At 71.5% G+C, this 16,687-nt stretch carries 13 protein-coding genes; 10 read left to right on the forward strand and 3 right to left on the reverse strand.

What is annotated here, in order from left to right; translation table 11 throughout:
* Positions 1-25 precede the first annotated feature (25 nt).
* The 3 genes from AVS7_RS03765 (at position 26) to AVS7_RS03775 (ending at position 4,168) form a co-directional block, all read left to right on the forward strand.
* Entirely contained in the window at positions 26-2,887 is a 2,862-nt protein-coding gene (locus tag AVS7_RS03765) for an IPTL-CTERM sorting domain-containing protein (protein ID WP_020230374.1), read from the forward strand.
* Positions 2,888-2,937: 50 nt separating this feature from the next.
* Complete coding sequence (locus AVS7_RS03770) at positions 2,938-3,486, forward strand: response regulator (RefSeq protein WP_020230375.1); 549 nt, start codon at positions 2,938-2,940, stop codon at positions 3,484-3,486.
* Positions 3,487-3,640: 154 nt separating this feature from the next.
* Entirely contained in the window at positions 3,641-4,168 is a 528-nt protein-coding gene (locus AVS7_RS03775; RefSeq protein ID WP_144425045.1) for a hypothetical protein, read from the forward strand.
* Positions 4,169-4,200: 32 nt separating this feature from the next.
* Here the strand turns inward: AVS7_RS03775 and AVS7_RS23300 are convergent, their stop codons facing one another.
* On the reverse strand, positions 4,201-5,778 hold the full coding sequence (locus tag AVS7_RS23300) for a midcut-by-XrtH protein (protein WP_020230378.1): 1,578 nt from the start codon (positions 5,776-5,778) through the stop codon (positions 4,201-4,203).
* 106 nt (positions 5,779-5,884) lie between these two features.
* Between AVS7_RS23300 and AVS7_RS03785 the strand changes: the two genes are divergently transcribed.
* From AVS7_RS03785 to AVS7_RS03815, 7 genes are all read left to right on the forward strand, one after another.
* Positions 5,885-7,093 (forward strand): CaiB/BaiF CoA-transferase family protein, encoded by a 1,209-nt coding sequence (locus AVS7_RS03785; RefSeq protein WP_020230379.1) that lies wholly within the window; start codon positions 5,885-5,887, stop codon positions 7,091-7,093.
* Between the two features lie 206 nt (positions 7,094-7,299).
* Positions 7,300-7,929 carry a PepSY-associated TM helix domain-containing protein gene (locus AVS7_RS03790; RefSeq protein ID WP_020230380.1) on the forward strand — a complete coding sequence of 210 codons (630 nt, stop codon included), beginning with the start codon at positions 7,300-7,302 and terminating at the stop codon, positions 7,927-7,929.
* Between the two features lie 15 nt (positions 7,930-7,944).
* Positions 7,945-8,469 (forward strand): DUF2271 domain-containing protein, encoded by a 525-nt coding sequence (locus AVS7_RS03795; protein WP_020230381.1) that lies wholly within the window; start codon positions 7,945-7,947, stop codon positions 8,467-8,469.
* A gap of 193 nt (positions 8,470-8,662) precedes the next feature.
* Entirely contained in the window at positions 8,663-9,466 is an 804-nt protein-coding gene (locus AVS7_RS03800; protein WP_020230382.1) for a DUF4198 domain-containing protein, read from the forward strand.
* An 8-nt stretch (positions 9,467-9,474) separates the two neighbouring features.
* Positions 9,475-10,545, forward strand: a complete 1,071-nt coding sequence (locus AVS7_RS03805) for an FAD:protein FMN transferase (RefSeq protein ID WP_020230383.1) — start codon at positions 9,475-9,477, stop codon at positions 10,543-10,545.
* A gap of 2 nt (positions 10,546-10,547) precedes the next feature.
* Entirely contained in the window at positions 10,548-11,936 is a 1,389-nt protein-coding gene (locus AVS7_RS03810; protein ID WP_020230384.1) for a sulfite reductase subunit alpha, read from the forward strand.
* 448 nt (positions 11,937-12,384) lie between these two features.
* Complete coding sequence (locus tag AVS7_RS03815; RefSeq protein ID WP_034691534.1) at positions 12,385-14,544, forward strand: TonB-dependent receptor domain-containing protein; 2,160 nt, start codon at positions 12,385-12,387, stop codon at positions 14,542-14,544.
* Positions 14,545-14,604: 60 nt separating this feature from the next.
* Here AVS7_RS03815 and AVS7_RS03820 read toward each other — a convergent pair whose 3' ends face one another.
* Both AVS7_RS03820 and AVS7_RS03825 read right to left on the reverse strand, forming a co-directional pair.
* Complete coding sequence (locus AVS7_RS03820; protein WP_020230386.1) at positions 14,605-15,552, reverse strand: ketopantoate reductase family protein; 948 nt, start codon at positions 15,550-15,552, stop codon at positions 14,605-14,607.
* On the reverse strand, positions 15,549-16,592 hold the full coding sequence (locus AVS7_RS03825) for an AraC family transcriptional regulator (RefSeq protein WP_020230387.1): 1,044 nt from the start codon (positions 16,590-16,592) through the stop codon (positions 15,549-15,551). The genes AVS7_RS03820 and AVS7_RS03825 overlap by 4 nt, the downstream gene beginning before the upstream one ends.
* Positions 16,593-16,687 lie beyond the last annotated feature (95 nt).

Here is a 16,687-nt window from a genome sequence, read left to right on the forward strand (position 1 = left end):
CATCAAGCGCAAGCAGCTATCGAATATGAAGCAAATCAACCGCCTCGCCATCCTGGCCGCCATCCTGGCCTTGCCCCTGGCCGCCGCCCAGGCGCAGACCGTGGTGCTCGACGAATCGTTCGGCATCCCGGACACCGCCAGCGCCCAGCCCTGTCCGCCGCTGCCCGCCGGCTGGGCGCAGTTCAACGCCGATGGCAACGCCACGGAACCCGTCATCGGCATCCCCGCCTGGCCCTGGCCAGCAGGCAACCCCGGCTGGGTCAACTGGCCCATGGGCTATCAGCAGTCGCCCACCTGGCCCGTACACGCCGAGAGCTGCGCGCCGATGTCCAGCGCGTGGCTGAGCACCCCCGGGCAGGCCGCCGACCGCTGGCTCGCCACGCCCGCCATCACCGTGCCCGCAGGCGCGAAGCTGCGCTTCGTCACCAAGGGCGTGGACCGCTACGAGGTGCGCTGGAGCAGCGTGGCCACCAGCCCCGCCGCCATGCTGGCCGATGCCGACGCCGCCGTGCTGCTCGCCGTGCCCACCGACGAGCGCGGCGAGCGGCTGGCCACGCGCGAGATCGACCTGGCCGCGCTGGCCGGCAAAACCGGCCACATCGCCTTTCGCAACATCGACACCGACGGCTTCTGGCTGTCCGTTCAGAAGGTCTGGGTGGGCGTGCCCGCCGCCAACGAATACCCGATCACCGCCAACGTCACCCCGGCCGACGGCTCGGGCGGCGTGCTGAGCTGCCCCAGCGGCGCCGTGCCCGGCAGTTCGGCCACCTGCACCACATTCGCCAACCCCGGCTACACCTTCCACCACGGGCAAGGCATTGGCGGCTGCAACCAGCCCGGCGACACACTCGGCCCCAACAACGACCACTGCACCATGGGCAACGTGCAAGGCCCGCGCACGCTGACGGCCACCTTCGTGCCTTACATGCCGCCGCCCACCGACATCACCGCCACGCCCGACGGCGCGGGCAACGTCACCATCGGCTGGACGCCGCCCGACACCCTGCTGCCCATCGGGCAATACGACATCAGCCTGGTTCCCTTGCCCATGGATCCCATGGGCGCACTGGGTGCCACCTGCCTCAACCCCACCCCCGGCACCAACGACATCACCAGCTGCACCGTGGCCGGCTACCAGACCGGCACCGCCTATGTGCTGAACCTGCGCGTGGCCGACGAACATCAATGGGGCTTCGCCGGCCACGCCGTGGATCTGGGCCGGCACGCCCTGGTGCAGCTCTCCACCGTCAACCTTCCGGGCAGCGGCCAGGCCACGCTGCTCAGCTCCGCCTCGCCCATGCCCGCCTTCTCCAGCGGCAGCGGCCTGCCCGCGGGTTGCACCGTCGGCGGCCTGCCCGCCGTGCAAACGCCCGGCACCGCCGCGCTGGCCGGCGCGGGCGCCCCTGCGGGCAGCACCGCGCCGCTCGGCGCGCTGCAACTGAACCTCAGCGGCTGCGAAGGGCAGACGGTGCAGCTCGACATCACCTACCCCGCAGGCACGCTGGCCGGCAAGCAAGCCTGGGTGCAGAACGGCCCCGGCTGGCAGCAGCAAGGCAGCATCGGCGGCGACACGCTGCGCTACCAGTTCACCAGCGCGGCGGGCGGCGGCGGCGCCATCACCGCCACCGTGGCGCCCCTGGACGTGCCCCCGCCCACCACCTACACCATCGGCGGCACCGTGGCGGGCCTCACCGGCACCGGGCTGGTGCTGCGCAACAATGGCGGCGGCGACCGAGGCGTCACCAGCGCGGGTCCCTTCACCTTCGCCGCGCCCGTCGCGCAGGGCGGCGCCTACGCCGTCACCGTGCACGCGCAGCCCGTGGGCCAGACCTGCACCGTCGCCAACGGCAGCGGCACCGCCAGCGCCAACGTGACGAACGTGCTGGTGAACTGCACGGACAACGCCTACGCCATCACCACCCTGCCCGTGGGCTACTTCACCTGCACGTCCACCTCCGTCACCCACGGCGGCACGGCGACGTGCAACGTCACGCCGCCCGCGGGCCAAGCCACCCAGAGCATCAGCGGCTGCTACGGCACTCCCACGGGCCCGGGTGTCAACACCTACACCGCCGGGCCCGTCACCGGCGCCTGCACCATCACCGCCACCTTCGCGCCGCTGCCCGCCTACACCATCGGCGGCACGGTGAACGGCCTCACCGGCACCGGCCTGGTGCTGCGCAACGGTAGCGACGGCCTGCCCGTGGCGGCCAACGGCCCGTTCACCTTCCCCACGGCCGTGACCCACGGCGGCGGCTACGCCGTCACCGTGCAGGCCCAGCCCACGGGCCAGCGCTGCACCGTCGGCAACGCCAGCGGCAGCAATGTCACCGCCAGCGTGACCGACGTGCAGGTGGCCTGCGCGCCGTACTTCGAGGGCACCACCGTGCCCGCCAGCGGCGCGGGCGGCACCGGCAGCGCCACCTTCACCGGGGGCGGCCCCGCCTGCCGGTTCGATTTGGGCGCCACCGGCTTCGAGGCCGCGCCCGCCACGCTGCCGCCAGGCCGAACGCTGCCCCAGGGGGTGCTGCGCGTGAAGCTCGTGGGCTGCACCGCCGCCGTCGCCATGGAAGTCACCTGGCCCGAACCCGTGGCGGGCTACACCAAGCACGGCCTGGCCGCCAGCACCGACACGCAGCCCAGCTACTTCGCGCCCGCGGGCCTGACCATCAGCGGCCGCACGGCCCGCTTCACCCTCACCGATGGGCAGCAAGGCGACGACGACTGGACGCCCAACGGCACCATCGCCGACCCCTCCGGCCCCACGGCGCTGGCGGGCGGCCCTGGCGGAGCGCAGCCCATTCCCACGCTGGGCGAATGGGGCGTGGCGCTGCTCTCCGCGCTGCTGGGCCTGCTGGCGCTGCGGCGCAGGGCGGGGAGGGTTTGAAAGGTTTTGGCCTCCAGCCCTGATCTGGCAAGCGCAAGCAGCTATCAAAAATGATGCTCACCCGCCCGCTGGCCGCTGCCCATCCCGTACCGGTGCTGGCCGCGCTGGACGGGCCCGCGCTGCAGCGCCGGTTCAAGGCGCTGCTGGCGCAGATGGGATGCGTGGACCGGCTGGTGTTCGCGGGCTCGCTCGCGCAGGCGCGCGCCTGCCTGGCGGGGCTGTGCCCGGGCCTGGCGCTGGTGGACCCGGGCCTGCCGGACGGCAGCGGGCTCGATCTGGTGCGCGAGATCCGCGCGGCGCACGGGCAGGCGGGCATCCTCGTGGTGTCGGCGGGGCAGGCGCGTGCCGAAGCGGCGGGCGCGCTGCAGGCGGGCGCGACGGGCTACATGCTGCGCGAGCGCGACGACGTGGAGCTGATGCTGGCCATCCACAACGTGCTGCGCGGCGGCATGGTGATCGATCCGTTCGTCATGCGCCAGATCCTGCCGCAGGCGGTGGATTGCAAGCCAAAAACCACTCCAGCGCTTGCCCAGAAAGCGCAAGCAGCTATGAAAACAAGAGCTACCCGGCCGCGCGCCGCAGCGGCAGCCACAGCGTGAACGCCGTGCCGCCGCCCTCGGGCGCCCAGGCGCAGCGCGCGCCCAGCGCCTAGCACGCGACGCTGCCGTCTGCCACGCCCGTGTCCACCGTGATCGGGCGTGCGCGGCTATGGCGGGCGATGTTGGTCAGCACTTCCTGCAGGATGTGCAGCACGTGCAGCGCGCTTTGTGGCAGGCAGGCATGGCGCGCCTGGGCGCGCTCGCCGTGGGGCTCGACGGCGTTGTGGCGCAGCAGGACAACTACCGCTGCGGCGGGCTGGACCTGCGCGGCGTGCCGCTGCAGCAACTGCTGGACTGCGACCGGCCCTGCTTTCCCAGCGGGCGCGCGGATTTCCTGCGCGCCTGGGTGCACCAGCCGGGCCACCACGTGCTGGGCCTGCTGCACCAGGGGCGGCTGGCGGCCTACGGGGTGATGCGACCCTGCCTGCAAGGCCACAAGATCGGCCCGCTGATCGCGGGTAGCGCCGCGCAGGCGCAGGCGCTGCTGGGCGCGCTGATGGCGCGCGCGCCCGAGGGCGGCGCCGTCTTCCTGGACGTGCCCCAGCCCAACGCCGCCGCCGTGGCGCTGGCCGAGGGCTGCGGCATGGCGCCCATGTTCGAGACCGCGCGCATGTACAAGGGTGCGCCCCTGCTGCCCGATATGCGGCGTACCTTTGGCATCGGCACGTTTGAGCTGGGGTGAGCTGCCCCTACGTCCCGCAGGGTGGCAGCGGATCAGTTCGTAAAAGCCCTGACGCAGCGGTATGGGCGAGACTCGATTTTCGCGGCATCTCCCAGCCCCGCTGAGGGGGCCTGGATTGCCCTAGCTTCAACGATACCGAGCTGCTGCGAAGTCCAGTAGTGCGAGTTCTGGAAATTGCCAAAATCGCAAGGCGTGTCGCTGTTGGAGCACAGCGCGCCCAGGGCCGCCACCAGTTCGTTGGGGGCCGGCAGGTACCAGTCGGGGCTGATGTTCCGGCATTGCTGGGCGGCGCACCTGGCGGTATTCCCGGTGCACGCCGCATCGGCCACGATGACATCGGTATTGGCCACACCGTCGCGGACGTCAGCCGCGTCGGGGATGTCGGCGAGCGAGCCGATCCAGGAGCCCGGCGACGGATCCGTGGTGCTGACCACCTTGCCCACACCGCCGCCGGCCTCGAAAACCAGCCCGCCCAGGTGCGAGAACGCCACCAGCGTGCTCGGGCTGTTCGCCGTGTTGCTGCCGCCGATGGTGAGGGTGGCGGGCGCGTAGGGCGTGCTGGAGGTCAGCAGCAGCGTGCAGCTCGCGCCCGGCGCCACGCTGGTGCAGTTGCTGTCGTTCACCGCCACGTCCGGCGCGGCGGCCTTGTTCACCACGGTAATGTCGGTGGCTGTGGCCGTGCCGTTGTTGGTAACCGCCAGCGCCAGCGATGCGCCGCCCACGGCGATGACGCGGTCTTGCTGCACCGGCCCGGTGATGGCGATGGCGGGTAAGGGCACCACCGTGAGGCTCGCGGTGACGGTGTTCGAGTTGTCCCCGCTGAACGCCACCACCGTGGGGCCTTCGGGTGCCATGGCGGTGAGGGTGAAGGTGCATGACGCGCCTATCGCCAACATCCCGCCGCAGGTGGTGCCCTGCACCGTGATGGCGCTGCCGCCAGGAATGTGTGCCGCCACGTTCTGCGCGGCCACGGGTGACGAGACCGCGTTGGCCACGGTGACGCTGGCGCTGCCGCCGGCGGTGAAGTTCAAGGTGGCGGGCGCCACGCTGATGCTGGCCACCGCTTGCGCGGCCAGCGCCTTGCAGATGGCATCGACGTTGACCTGGCAGGTGGCGCCCGCCGCCAGGGGCTGCCCGGCCGCGCAGTCGGCCGGCCCGCCGCTGGCGGGGGGCGGCAGCACGGGCGCCACGCCGCCGGGGAAGCAGGCGGTGAAGCCGGGCGGGGCGATGGCGGCGATGTGCAGGCCGCGCCCGCTGGCGTTCTCGAAGTAGGCGGGCTCGAAGCCGTTGGCGACGGGCGTGACGGGGATGAGCAGCGTCTCGCCGCCCGGCTGCGTGAACCGCGCCAGCACCTGCGCGAGCAGCGGCTGGCCGCCCCATTGGGCGCCCGCCAGCGCCACGGCCGCCAGCAGCAGCGCCATGCGCGCGCCGCGCGGCAGGGCGCGTGCGGCCAGGGCGGCCAGCAGCAGGGCCAGTGCGCCGAGCACGAACGCCCCGCCCACAGGCACGCCGGCGATGCCCGTGGTGGTGATGGTCTGCGCCGCCGCCGGCGCGCAGGCCGTGGCGAGCAGCGCGGCAGCGCAGGCGTATCGGACAGGCGGGCGATTCATGCGTGGGTCCTTGGGCGGTGAGGGGGAGGCAGCCACTATATCGGCCGGTGTTACCGATGGAAACCAGCCGCGGGCGGCCTGGCTGGCTTGCCGTACCCTCGCACCCATGGAACCCAACGCATCCACCCCCGCCACCTTGCCGCTCGCCGGCATCCGCGTGGTCGAGTTCACCCACATGGTCATGGGCCCCACCTGCGGCATGGTGCTGGCCGACCTGGGGGCCGAAGTCATCAAGGTCGAGCCCATCGACGGCGACCGCACGCGCCACCTGCTGGGCGCGGGGGCGGGCTTCTTCCCCATGTTCAACCGCAACAAGAAGAGCATCGGCATCGACCTGCGCAGCCCCCGGGGGCTGGAGGTGGCGATTCGCCTCGCCAGTTCGGCCGACGTGGTGGCGCAGAACTTCAAGCCGGGCGTGATGGCCAAGTACGGCCTGGACTACGCCGCGCTCTCGCGGCTGAACGGGCGCCTGGTCTATGTGAACCACACGGGCTTCCTGCCCGGGCCCTACGAGCACCGCACGGCGCTCGACGAGGTGGTGCAGATGATGGGCGGCCTGGCCTACATGACCGGCCGCCCGGGCGACCCGCTGCGCGCGGGAAGCAGCGTGAACGACATCATGGGCGGCATGTTCGGCGCCATCGGCGCGATGGCCGCGCTGATGCAGCGCGCGCAGACGGGCCGGGGGCAGGAGGTGGATTCGGCCCTGTTCGAGAACAACGTGTTCCTGGTGGGCCAGCACATGATGCAGTACGCCGTCACGGGCCAGCCCGCCGCGCCCATGCCCGAGCGCATCTCGTCCTGGGCGGTGTACGACGTGTTCAGCGTGAAGGACGGCGGCCAGATCTTCCTGGCCGCGGTGAGCGACGCGCAGTGGCAGGCGTTCTGCGACGCGCTGGGTTTCGCCGACCTGAAAGCCGACCCGCTGCTGGCCACCAACAACGACCGTGTGCGCGCCCGGCCCACGCTGATGCCCGTGCTGCGCGAGCGGCTGGCCGCGCACACGGCCGATGCACTGGCCGCCATCTTCGAGCGCCACGGCCTGCCGTTCGCGCCCATCCGGCGGCCCGAGGAGCTGTTCGACGACCCGCACCTGCAGGCCACCGGCAGCCTGGCCGAGGTGGCTTTGCCCGACGGCGAGCGCGCAGGCGCTACCGCGCGCGTCACGCTGCTGCCGCTGCGCATGGACGGCGAGCGACTGCCGGTGCGCAGCAGCCCGCCGCGACTGGGCGAGCACACGGCGGAGCTGCTCGCGGGCCTGGGCTATTCCCCCGCGCAGGCGCAGGCGCTGCGCACGGCGGCGGCCGTGGCCTGATGGCGCGTAAAGGTTTGAGGTGTTTTTGGCCCCCAGCGCTTGTCCAGAAAGCGCCGGCAGCTCCTTTTCCGATAGCTATGCACGGTGCCCGCCGAGCGGTCAATCCCGGGTAAAGATCGCGTAAATGCAATTCATTATTGTTTGGCGTCACTAGAATAGCGCGGCTCCCGGGCGCATGGCGCGTTGCGGGGGCGCACCTGGTTCACATGACGCACCGTTCTCCCGCATCCCCCCGCCGCGCCTACTGGCTCAAGACCCTGCACGAATGGCACTGGGTCAGCTCCGCCATCTGCCTCGTGGGCATGCTGCTGTTCGCGGTGACGGGCATCACGCTCAACCATGCGGGGCAGATCGAAGCCAAGCCCCGCGTCACCAGCCTGCAGGCGACCGTGCCTGCCGACGTGCTGGTGGGCCTGAAGGCGCCGGATGGCAAGGACCGCGTGCCGCTGCCCGCCGCGCTGCGGGACTGGGCGCGTGCGCAGTGGGACATCGACACCGACGGGCGCGAGGCCGAGTGGTCGCCGGACGAGATCTACGTCTCGCTGCCGCGCCCTGGCGGCGATGCCTGGATGCGCGTGAGCCTGCCCGATGGCGAGGCCGAGTACGAGCGCACCGACCGCGGCTGGATCTCCTACCTCAACGACCTGCACAAGGGCCGCAACACCGGCACGGCCTGGAGCTGGTTCATCGACATCTTCGCCGCCGCCTGCCTGGTGTTCTGCATCACCGGGCTGTTCATCCTCAAGATGCATGCGGGCAACCGCCCCTTCACCTGGCCTATGGTGGGCCTGGGGCTGGTGCTGCCCGCGCTGCTGGCGCTCCTGTTTATCCACTGAATCGAAAGAATGCCTATGACGAAGCATTTGCAGTTGCGCTACACGGTGGCGCTGGGCGCCTGCCTGGGCGCGCCGGCCTTCGCGGCGGGGCTGGGCGTGGGGGTCGAGATCCCGCGCCTGGACGTCGCCGAATACCACCGCCCCTACGTGGCCGCCTGGATCGAGCGCCCCGACGCCACCGTGGCCACCACGCTGGCCGTCTGGTACGACGTGAAGATGAAGAACGCCGAGGGCGCCAAGTGGCTCAAGGACATGCGCCAGTGGTGGCGCCGCACGGGCCGCGAGCTGGAGCTGCCCATCGACGGCGTGACCGGCCCCACGCGCCCCGTGGGCAAGCACCAGATGCAGTTCACCGAGGGCACGAACCCGCTCGCCAAGCTGCCGGCCGGCGAATACAAGCTCGTGGTGGAAGCCGCGCGCGAGGTGGGCGGCCGCGAGCTGGTCACCATCCCGTTCACCTGGCCTGCCCCGAAGGCCGCGCAACTGAGCGCCAAGGGCAGCACCGAGCTGGGCCAGGTGACCCTCGACCTCAAGCCTTGAATCAGGAACAACCCCCTGAGGCGCTTCGCGCCTTCCCCCTGCTCTCGGCTTCGCCGGGAAGGGGGACGCCGCCAGCGCGGCGGGGCGGCCCTTGCGCGGCGGCCCGCGCATGGGTTGCGCCAGTTGCAAAGGCCGCGCATGGCGCCTAGCGCAATGGATAGCTGATTTTTCATTTTCACAAGGAGCTTTTTCCATGCAAATCAAGACCCGCATCGCCGCCAGCCTCATCGCCCTGTGCGGCGCCATCGGCACCGCACAGGCCCACAACGTATGGCTGCTGCCGTCGAGCACGGTGCTGTCCAAGGCCGAATGGATCACGGTGGACGCCGCCGTCTCCAACGACCTGTTCTTCTTCAACCACTTCCCGCTGGCGCTGGACAACCTGGTCGTCACCGCCCCCGACGGCAGCGAGGCCAAGCCCGAGAACATGCACCGCGGCAAGCTGCGCAGCGTGTTCGACCTGAACCTCACGCAAAGCGGCACCTACCGCCTGGCGGTGGTCAGCAGCGGGCTGAACGCCAGCTACAAGGACGCGGGTGGCCAGCCCAAGCGCTGGCGCGGCACGCCCGAGAAGTTCGCCGCCGAGGTGCCCGCCGATGCGAAGGACCTGAAGGTCACGCAGTCCGCCGGCCGCATCGAGACCTTCGTCACCGTGGGCAAGCCCAGCGCCGTCAAGCCCACGGGCAAGGGCCTGGAGCTGGTGCCCGTGACCCACCCCAACGACCTCGTGAAGGGCGAGAAGGCCACGTTCGCCTTCCACGTGGACGGCAAGCCCGCCGCCGGCCTCGAAGTGGTGCTGGTGGCCGGTGGCTCGCGCTACCGCGATGCGCTGAACGAAATCAAGGCCACGACCGATGCCAAGGGCGAATTCAGCGTGACTTGGCCCGCCGCCGGCATGTACTGGGTGGACGCGGACGCCAACGACGGCAAGACCACGCTGCCGCAGGCCAAGGAGCGGCGCCTGTCCTACGTGGGCACGGTCGAGGTGCTGCCCTGACCCAGCCCGTGCGCGTGCACTACGGCCCCGCGCTGCTGCGCAGGGGCCCGGGTGCGCGCGCGGCCGCCCCGATGGGCGGCGGCGTGTCCTTCCTGGCCCAGGGCTACGGCGCCGCGCCCACGCTGCGCGCGGCCGACCCGGCCACGCTGCACACGCTGCGTGGCGAGGCCATGGGCACCACGTGGTCGGTGCGGTTGGCCAATCCGCGCTTCCTGCCCCTGGAGCAGGTGCGTTCGGCCATCGAGCAGGCGCTGGCTCTGGTCGTGCGGCAGATGAGCAACTGGGAGCAGGACTCCGACATCTCCCGTTTCAACCGCGCAGAGCCTGGCACCTGGCAGGCCCTGCCGTCCGAATGCTTCGCCGTGCTGTCCTGCGCGCTCGGCTGGGCCCGTGAGAGCGGCGGTGCGTGGGACCCCACCGTGGGCCCGCTGGTCGACCTGTGGGGCTTCGGCCCGGCCGGCCATTCCGCTCAGATGCCCGATGCCGGCGCAATGGCGCGGGCGCAGGCCCGCGTGGGCCACGCGCGCATCGCGCTGCGGCCCGCCGAGCGGCTGGCCCTGCAGCCCGGTGGCGCGCAGGTGGACCTGTGCGGCATCGCCAAGGGCTATTCCGTGGACCTGGTGGCCGATGCGCTGCAGGCGCTGGGCCTGGCCGACTTCCTGGTGGAAGTGGGTGGCGAGCTGCGCGCGCGCGGCCGGCGGCCCGACGGGCAGCCGTGGCGCGTGGCCGTGGCGGGCACCGCGCGAGAGGGCGCCCCGCCGCGTACGCTGGTCTTGCAGGACATGGCCATCGCCACCTCCGGCGACCACTGGCATGCCTTCGACCAGGGCGGGCGCCGCTACTCGCACACCCTCGATCCCCGCACCGGCGCGCCCGTGGCCCATGCGCTGGCCAGCGTCACCGTGCTGCACGCCGAGTGCATGCAGGCCGACGCGCTGGCCACCGTGCTCACCGTGCTGGGGCCGCGCGAGGGCTTGGCGTTCGCCGTGTCGCGCGGCGTGGCGGCCCTGCTGTGCGAGCGCACGGCGCAGGGCCTGTCGATGGCGATGACGCCGGCCTTCGAGACACTGACTTCCTGACCATGGCCTTCTCCGAATCCGCGCTGCGCATGGCTGCGGCGGTCCTCCTCATCGTGCTGTATGCGGCGCTGTGCGGGGGCATCTGGCTGCGCCAGCGCCGCCAGCAGGCCCGTGCGCGGCAGGAGGCCGCCGTGCTCGCTTCCGCGCGCGACGGGGTGCAGCCGCTGTTGATCGCCTTCGCCAGCCAGACGGGCCAGGCCGAGGAGCTGGCGCGCGAAACGGCGCGGCTGCTGCACACCGCGGGCGAGCCCGTGCACCTGTGCGCGCTCAATGCGGTGGACGCTGCCTTGCTGGCCCGCACGCAGCGTGCGCTGTTCGTCGCCAGCACCTACGGCGAAGGCGACGCGCCCGACAACGCCGCGCTGTTCCAGTCGCGCTGCATGGGCGAGGGCGCCGTGGGCGCATTGGATCACCTGCATTTCGGCCTGCTGGCCTTGGGCGACCGGCAGTACGCGCAGTTCTGCGGCTTCGGGCGCGCGCTCGATGCCTGGCTCCAGGCGCGCGGCGCCGTGCCGTGGTTCGAGCGCATCGACATGGACAACGCCGCGCCCGCCGCTCTGGCCGCATGGCAGCACCACCTAGCGCAGGTCTCCAGCCTGAGCGAGGTGCCCGCGCTGGATGCCTGGCAGGCCGGCGCCTTCGAGCCGTGGACGCTGGCCGAGCGCCGGCACCTGAACCCTGGCAGCGCGGGCGCGCCGGTGTTCCACCTCGCGCTGCAGCCGCCGCGCGGCGATGCGGCGTGGGAATCCGGCGACCTGGCGCAGGTGCGCGTGCCGGCGGCACCCGAACACCCGCGCGAGTACTCCATCGCCTCCATCGCCGCCGACGGCCGTGTGCACCTGCTGGTGCGCCAGGCGCTGCGCGAGGACGGCACGCCGGGCGTGGCCTCCGGCTGGCTCACGCAGGAGGCGCCGCTGGGCGGCGCGGTGGAGGTGCGGCTGCGCGCGCACCGCAACTTCCGGCTGGAGGACAACGCCGCGCGGCCGCTGGTGCTGATCGGCAACGGCACGGGCCTCGCCGGCCTGCGCGGCCACCTGCGCGCACGCGCCGCCGCGGGCGCGGGGCCCAACTGGCTGCTGTTCGGCGAGCGCAACGCGGCGCACGACACGCTGTACGGCGACGAACTGCAGGCCTGGCTGACCAGCGGCGTGCTGCAGCGGCTGGACCTTGCGTTCTCGCGCGACCAGGCCGTGTGCGTGTACGTGCAGGACCGCCTGGCGCAGGCCGCGGACACGCTGCGCGAGTGGGTGCAGGGCGGGGCGGCTATCTACGTCTGCGGCAGCCTGCAGGGCATGGCGCAAGGCGTGGACGACACCCTGCGCGCGGTGCTGGGGGCCGAACAAATGGAGCAGCTCGTGCGCAGCGGGCGCTACCGGCGCGACGTGTACTAGGGCGTGCCATCCATCAAATCCCCCACGCGCTGGCGCCGCAATGGGGATGGATACGCGAAGCGCGGCGCGGCCAATAGCCGCAGCTATTGGCAAGCCGTGCGACAAAGCAGACGCCCCATTGCGGGGCCAGCCCGCAGGGAGGGGCATGCGGGCGGCGCATTGCTTCGTTGCGGCTCGCTTGTGTAGCAGAGCTACAGGGCACTCGCCGCTGCCATAGCACTGCACCGCCCGCATGCCCCTCGCGTGGGGGATTTGATGGATGACACGCCCTAATGCACGGCCTGGGTGTGGGCTGGCAGCCACACTTTGTGTGCATTTGTTGAAATTGATAATAGAAACAATTCTTGTTATCTATACAATTTTGCCCTGCATCTTCCGTCTCGCATAACAAAACATTTCAGCGCGCATTGCACGGGATCCCCGTTTCTTTGTTCCTGGAGTGTTTTCCATGCCAGCTCGCACACCGCGCGGCGTCTGTCCGCAGCGCCTCCTTCCCTTGTCCGTCGCCGTTTCCGCCCTGTGCGCCATGGGTGCGGCATCCGCGCAAAGCGCCGCTGAGCCGGTGGCCGAGCTGCGCGAGGTGGTGGTCTCCGCCTCGGGCTTCGAACAGGACATCAAGGAGGCGCCGGCCTCCATCACCGTCATCACGCGCAAGGAGCTGGAGCAAAAGCGCTTCAGCAGCCTGGCGCAGGCGCTGGAGGACGTGGAGGGCGTGGACATCGGTGCCGCCACGGACAAGACCGGCGGGCTGAACATCGGCATCCGCGGCATGCCCAGCGACTACACGCTGGTGCTCATCGACGGGCGCCGCCAGAACTCGGCCGGCAATGTTACGCCCAACGACTTCGGCGGCACGCAGACGAGCTTCCTGCCGCCGCTGTCGGCCATCGAGCGCATCGAGGTCATCCGCGGCCCCATGTCCACGCTGTACGGCTCCGACGCCATGGGCGGCGTGATCAACATCATCACGCGCAAGGTGGGCAAGACCTGGGCCGGCTCGGTCGGCGCCGACTACACGCTGCAGGAGGAATCGGCCTTCGGCGATACCCGCTCGGCCCGCTTCTACCTGAGCGGCCCCATCAAGGAAGACCTCGTGGGCCTGGCCCTGCGCGGCAGCGCCTTCCGCCGCAACGCGGCCGACGTGACCTACGTCGGCGCCAACGGCCAGCTGGTCATCCCCTCGATGGGCGCCAATCCCGTCAAGTCCGACGTGGACACCCTCGGCGCGCGCCTGTCCATCACGCCTAACCGCTACCACGACATCGTGCTCGACGTGGACACCGGCCGCCAGACCTACGACAACTCGCGCGGCCAGATGGGCACGCTGGGCACCGGCGGCTACGCGCCCGAGCAGAAGTACAACCGCGACCAGTGGAGCATCGCCCACACCGGCCGCTACGGCTTCGGCACCTGGGACACGAGCTACATGGTCAACAGCACCGAGACCATCGGCCGCACCATTCCCCCCGGCACGCCGGGCGCCGTGGCCGGCGGCCCGCGCACGCTGGAGGTCAAGAGCAAGGTGTTCGACACCAAGCTGGTCACTCCCTGGAGCAACCACCTCACCACCCTGGGCGGCCAGTGGTGGGAGGCCGAGATGGAAGACGGCGTGGCGCCCGGCAAGTTCGAGTTCACGCAGAAGGCCCTGTTCGTCGAGGACGAGTGGAGCCTGGTGGATACCTTCAAGCTCACCCTGGGCGCGCGCTACGACCGCCACAGCATCTTCGGCGGCAAGACCAGCCCGCGCATCTACGGCGTGTGGAACGCCGCACCGCAGTGGACGGTGAAGGGCGGCGTGAGCAACGGCTACAAGACCCCGCGCGTCGAGCAGCTCGCGCCCGGCATCAACGGCTTCGGCGGGCAGGGCACCATCCCGCTCATCGGCACGCCCACCCTCAAGCCCGAGACCAGCCGCAGCACCGAGCTGGGCGTGTACTTCGACGATGCCCGGGGGTTCTCCGCCAGCGCGATGCTGTTCAACAACCAGTTCAAGGACAAGATCACCAGCGGCCCCGGCCTGCCCAACTGCGGCTGGCCCGGCGCGCCCAATCGCCCCGGCTGCGTGGACTTCGGCAACTGGCCCAGGGTGGACATGTTCGGCCAGAGCATCAACGTGGACGAGGCCGTCACCCGCGGCCTGGAGCTGGGCGCGCGCTACGCCATCAACAAGCAGTGGGCCACCAGCGGCAACTACACCTACACCAAGAGCGAGCAAAAGAGCGGCCCCAACGCCGGCAAGCCGCTGACCGACACGCCCAAGCACGCGCTCAACGCCCGCATCGACTGGACCCCCTCGGCCCAGTGGAACACCTGGCTGCGCGCCGAATACCGCAGCGAGCGCTGGCGCGACCCCGGCACCGCGGCCACCTCGATTGCCGCCGCGCAGATCCTGGGCGACTACAAGGCCTACACCCAGTTCCACGTGGGCGGCAGCTACCGCGTCACGCCCCGGTTCACCATCAGCGCCGCCGTCTACAACCTGTTCAACAAGGACTTCGTGGACTACGTGCCCTACTACCAGAGCGGCAACACCGTCACCTACGGCAACCGCTACCGCAACCCGCAGGACGGCCGGCGCTTGTGGATCTCGGCCAACTACGAGTTCTGATTGCTCTGCTTATAGGAGCTTCCAGCGCTTGGCTGGTAAGCGCTGGAGGCCGATTGGACCTCACGCTTTGGCCGAGGCGGCAGCCTCGGCCATGCGCACCAGTACCCGCATCGCGCGGTTGACCGGCGTGGGCACGCCCAGTGCGGCGCCGCGCCGGGCCACGTAGCCGTTGAGGTGCTCGATCTCCGTGGGCCGGCCGCGCGCCAGGTCCTGCGCGGTGGACGAGCGCTGGCCTGGCATGGTGGCCACGATGCCGCGCACGGCGGCGTGGATGTCGCCGGGGATCTGCACCCCGTCGGCCCGCGCCACGGCCAGGCACTCGGCCACCAGGTCGCCGATCACGGCGTCGGCCCCGTCCTGCGCGGCCAGCCAGCCGTAGGGCTGCTGGGTGAGGGCCGAGAGCGCGTTGTAGGCGCAGTTGATGACCAGCTTGGCCCAGAGCGCGCCGCGCACGTTGTCGGAGATCTGCGTGGGGATGCCCGCCGCGCCGAAGGCCTGGGCCACGCGCTCGCTGCCCGGGGCCGGGGCCGGGGCGATCACCAGTTCGCCGCGCCCGTGGTGGCGCACGTGGCCCGGCCCTTCCATGGCCGTGGCTACGTAGACCACGGCCGCCGCCACCGGGTGGGCGGGGCCGAGCACGGCGCGGGCGCGCTCGTCGTTGTCCACGCCGTTCTGTAGTGTGAGCGCCAGCGCGCCGGGAGCGAGGTGCGGCAGGATCTGGCGCGCGGCGCCTTCCGTGTCGGTGGACTTCACGCACAGCAGCACCACGTCCGCACCGGCCACGGCGCTGGCTTCGGTGCTGGCGGCCAGGGGCACGTGCACGTCTTCGGTAGCGGTCTGCAGCCGCAGGCCGCGGGCCTGGATGGCCTGCACGTGCGCGGGCCGGCCGATGAGCGTGACGGCGTGCCCGGCGCGCGCCAGCAGCGCGCCGAAGTAGCAGCCCACGGCGCCGGCGCCCATGACGGCGATGCGCAGGGGAGGGGAAGGGGAGGTGGTGTGCGAAGTCATGGCGGTATGGACAGGTTGCAAAGCTTGTTATACGTGCCGCCGCGCGTCTGCTGCGGCGTTTCGCCGAACGCCTGGCGGTAGGCGCGCGAGAATTCCCCCAGGTGGGTGAAGCCGAAGCGCAGGGCCGTCTCGCCCACCGGCGCACCAGCGCCGGGCTGCGACAGGGCCTGGCGCACGGCCTGCAGGCGCTGCATGCGCAGCCACTGCAGGGGCGACTGCCCGCACTCGTCCTGGAACAGCGCCTGCAGCCGCCGCACCGACAGGCCGCAGTGGCTGGCCACCATGGCCACCGGCACGGCGTCTCCCAGGTGCTCCAGCATGTACGCCTGCGCGCGCCGGATGGCCTGAGGCGCCCTGGCGTGGCCCGGCAGCGGCGCGGGCCACAGGCGCGCGGCCTGCTCGTGCGGCTGGTGCAGCAGCAAGGTGGTGGCCAGCAGCACCTCGGTCTGGGCGAGCAGGGCGGCCTGGGCGGCGCTCCGTCCTCGGCCCAGCCCCGCGCAGCGCGCCACCCATTGCAGCAGGGGCGCCAGCGCCTGCCAGCCGGGCGTGTGCGGGGCGATCACCGGCTCGAAGCAGAGCGCGGGCGCCTCGTCCTCGGCCGTCAGGCGGCGACAGGCGTCGTCGATGGCGCGCCGCTCCAGGCGCAGCAGGACCTGCTCGTAGTCGCGGCTGGCCGTGAAGTGGAAGCGCCGCCCGGGGCTGACGATGACGGCGCCTTGCGGCGAGACGTCGATGCCGCGCCCGCCGAACTGGAACACCGCGTGCCCCAAGGTGGGCAGCACCAGCAGGTAGTAGCCGTCCAGCGTGCCGCAGGTGGGGTCCACGGCCACGTCCGCGCCGTAGCCGTGCCGCAGCCGCAGCAGCGACAGGGGACCGCAGGGCAGCAGCTCCAGCCGGCAGTGGGCGATGCGCCCGCGCAGCACCTGCAGGCGGTAGGGGTTGAGCGCCTGGCCGATGCGGTGGCGCGCCTCGTCGAGGTCGGCGGTGTGCACGAGGGGGTGCTGCGCGAACGGGACGCTGGCGAACGGGGCGGCGATCATGGACCGGCCATTCTAGGGCGCGCTTTTTCGCGTGCGGCGGCGCTTTTCCGATAGCGCGCGGCGCAAAGCCGATAGACCGCGCGAGGGGCGCTGGA

The organism is Acidovorax sp. MR-S7 (assembly GCF_000400995.2).
GTDB lineage: Bacteria > Pseudomonadota > Gammaproteobacteria > Burkholderiales > Burkholderiaceae_C > MR-S7.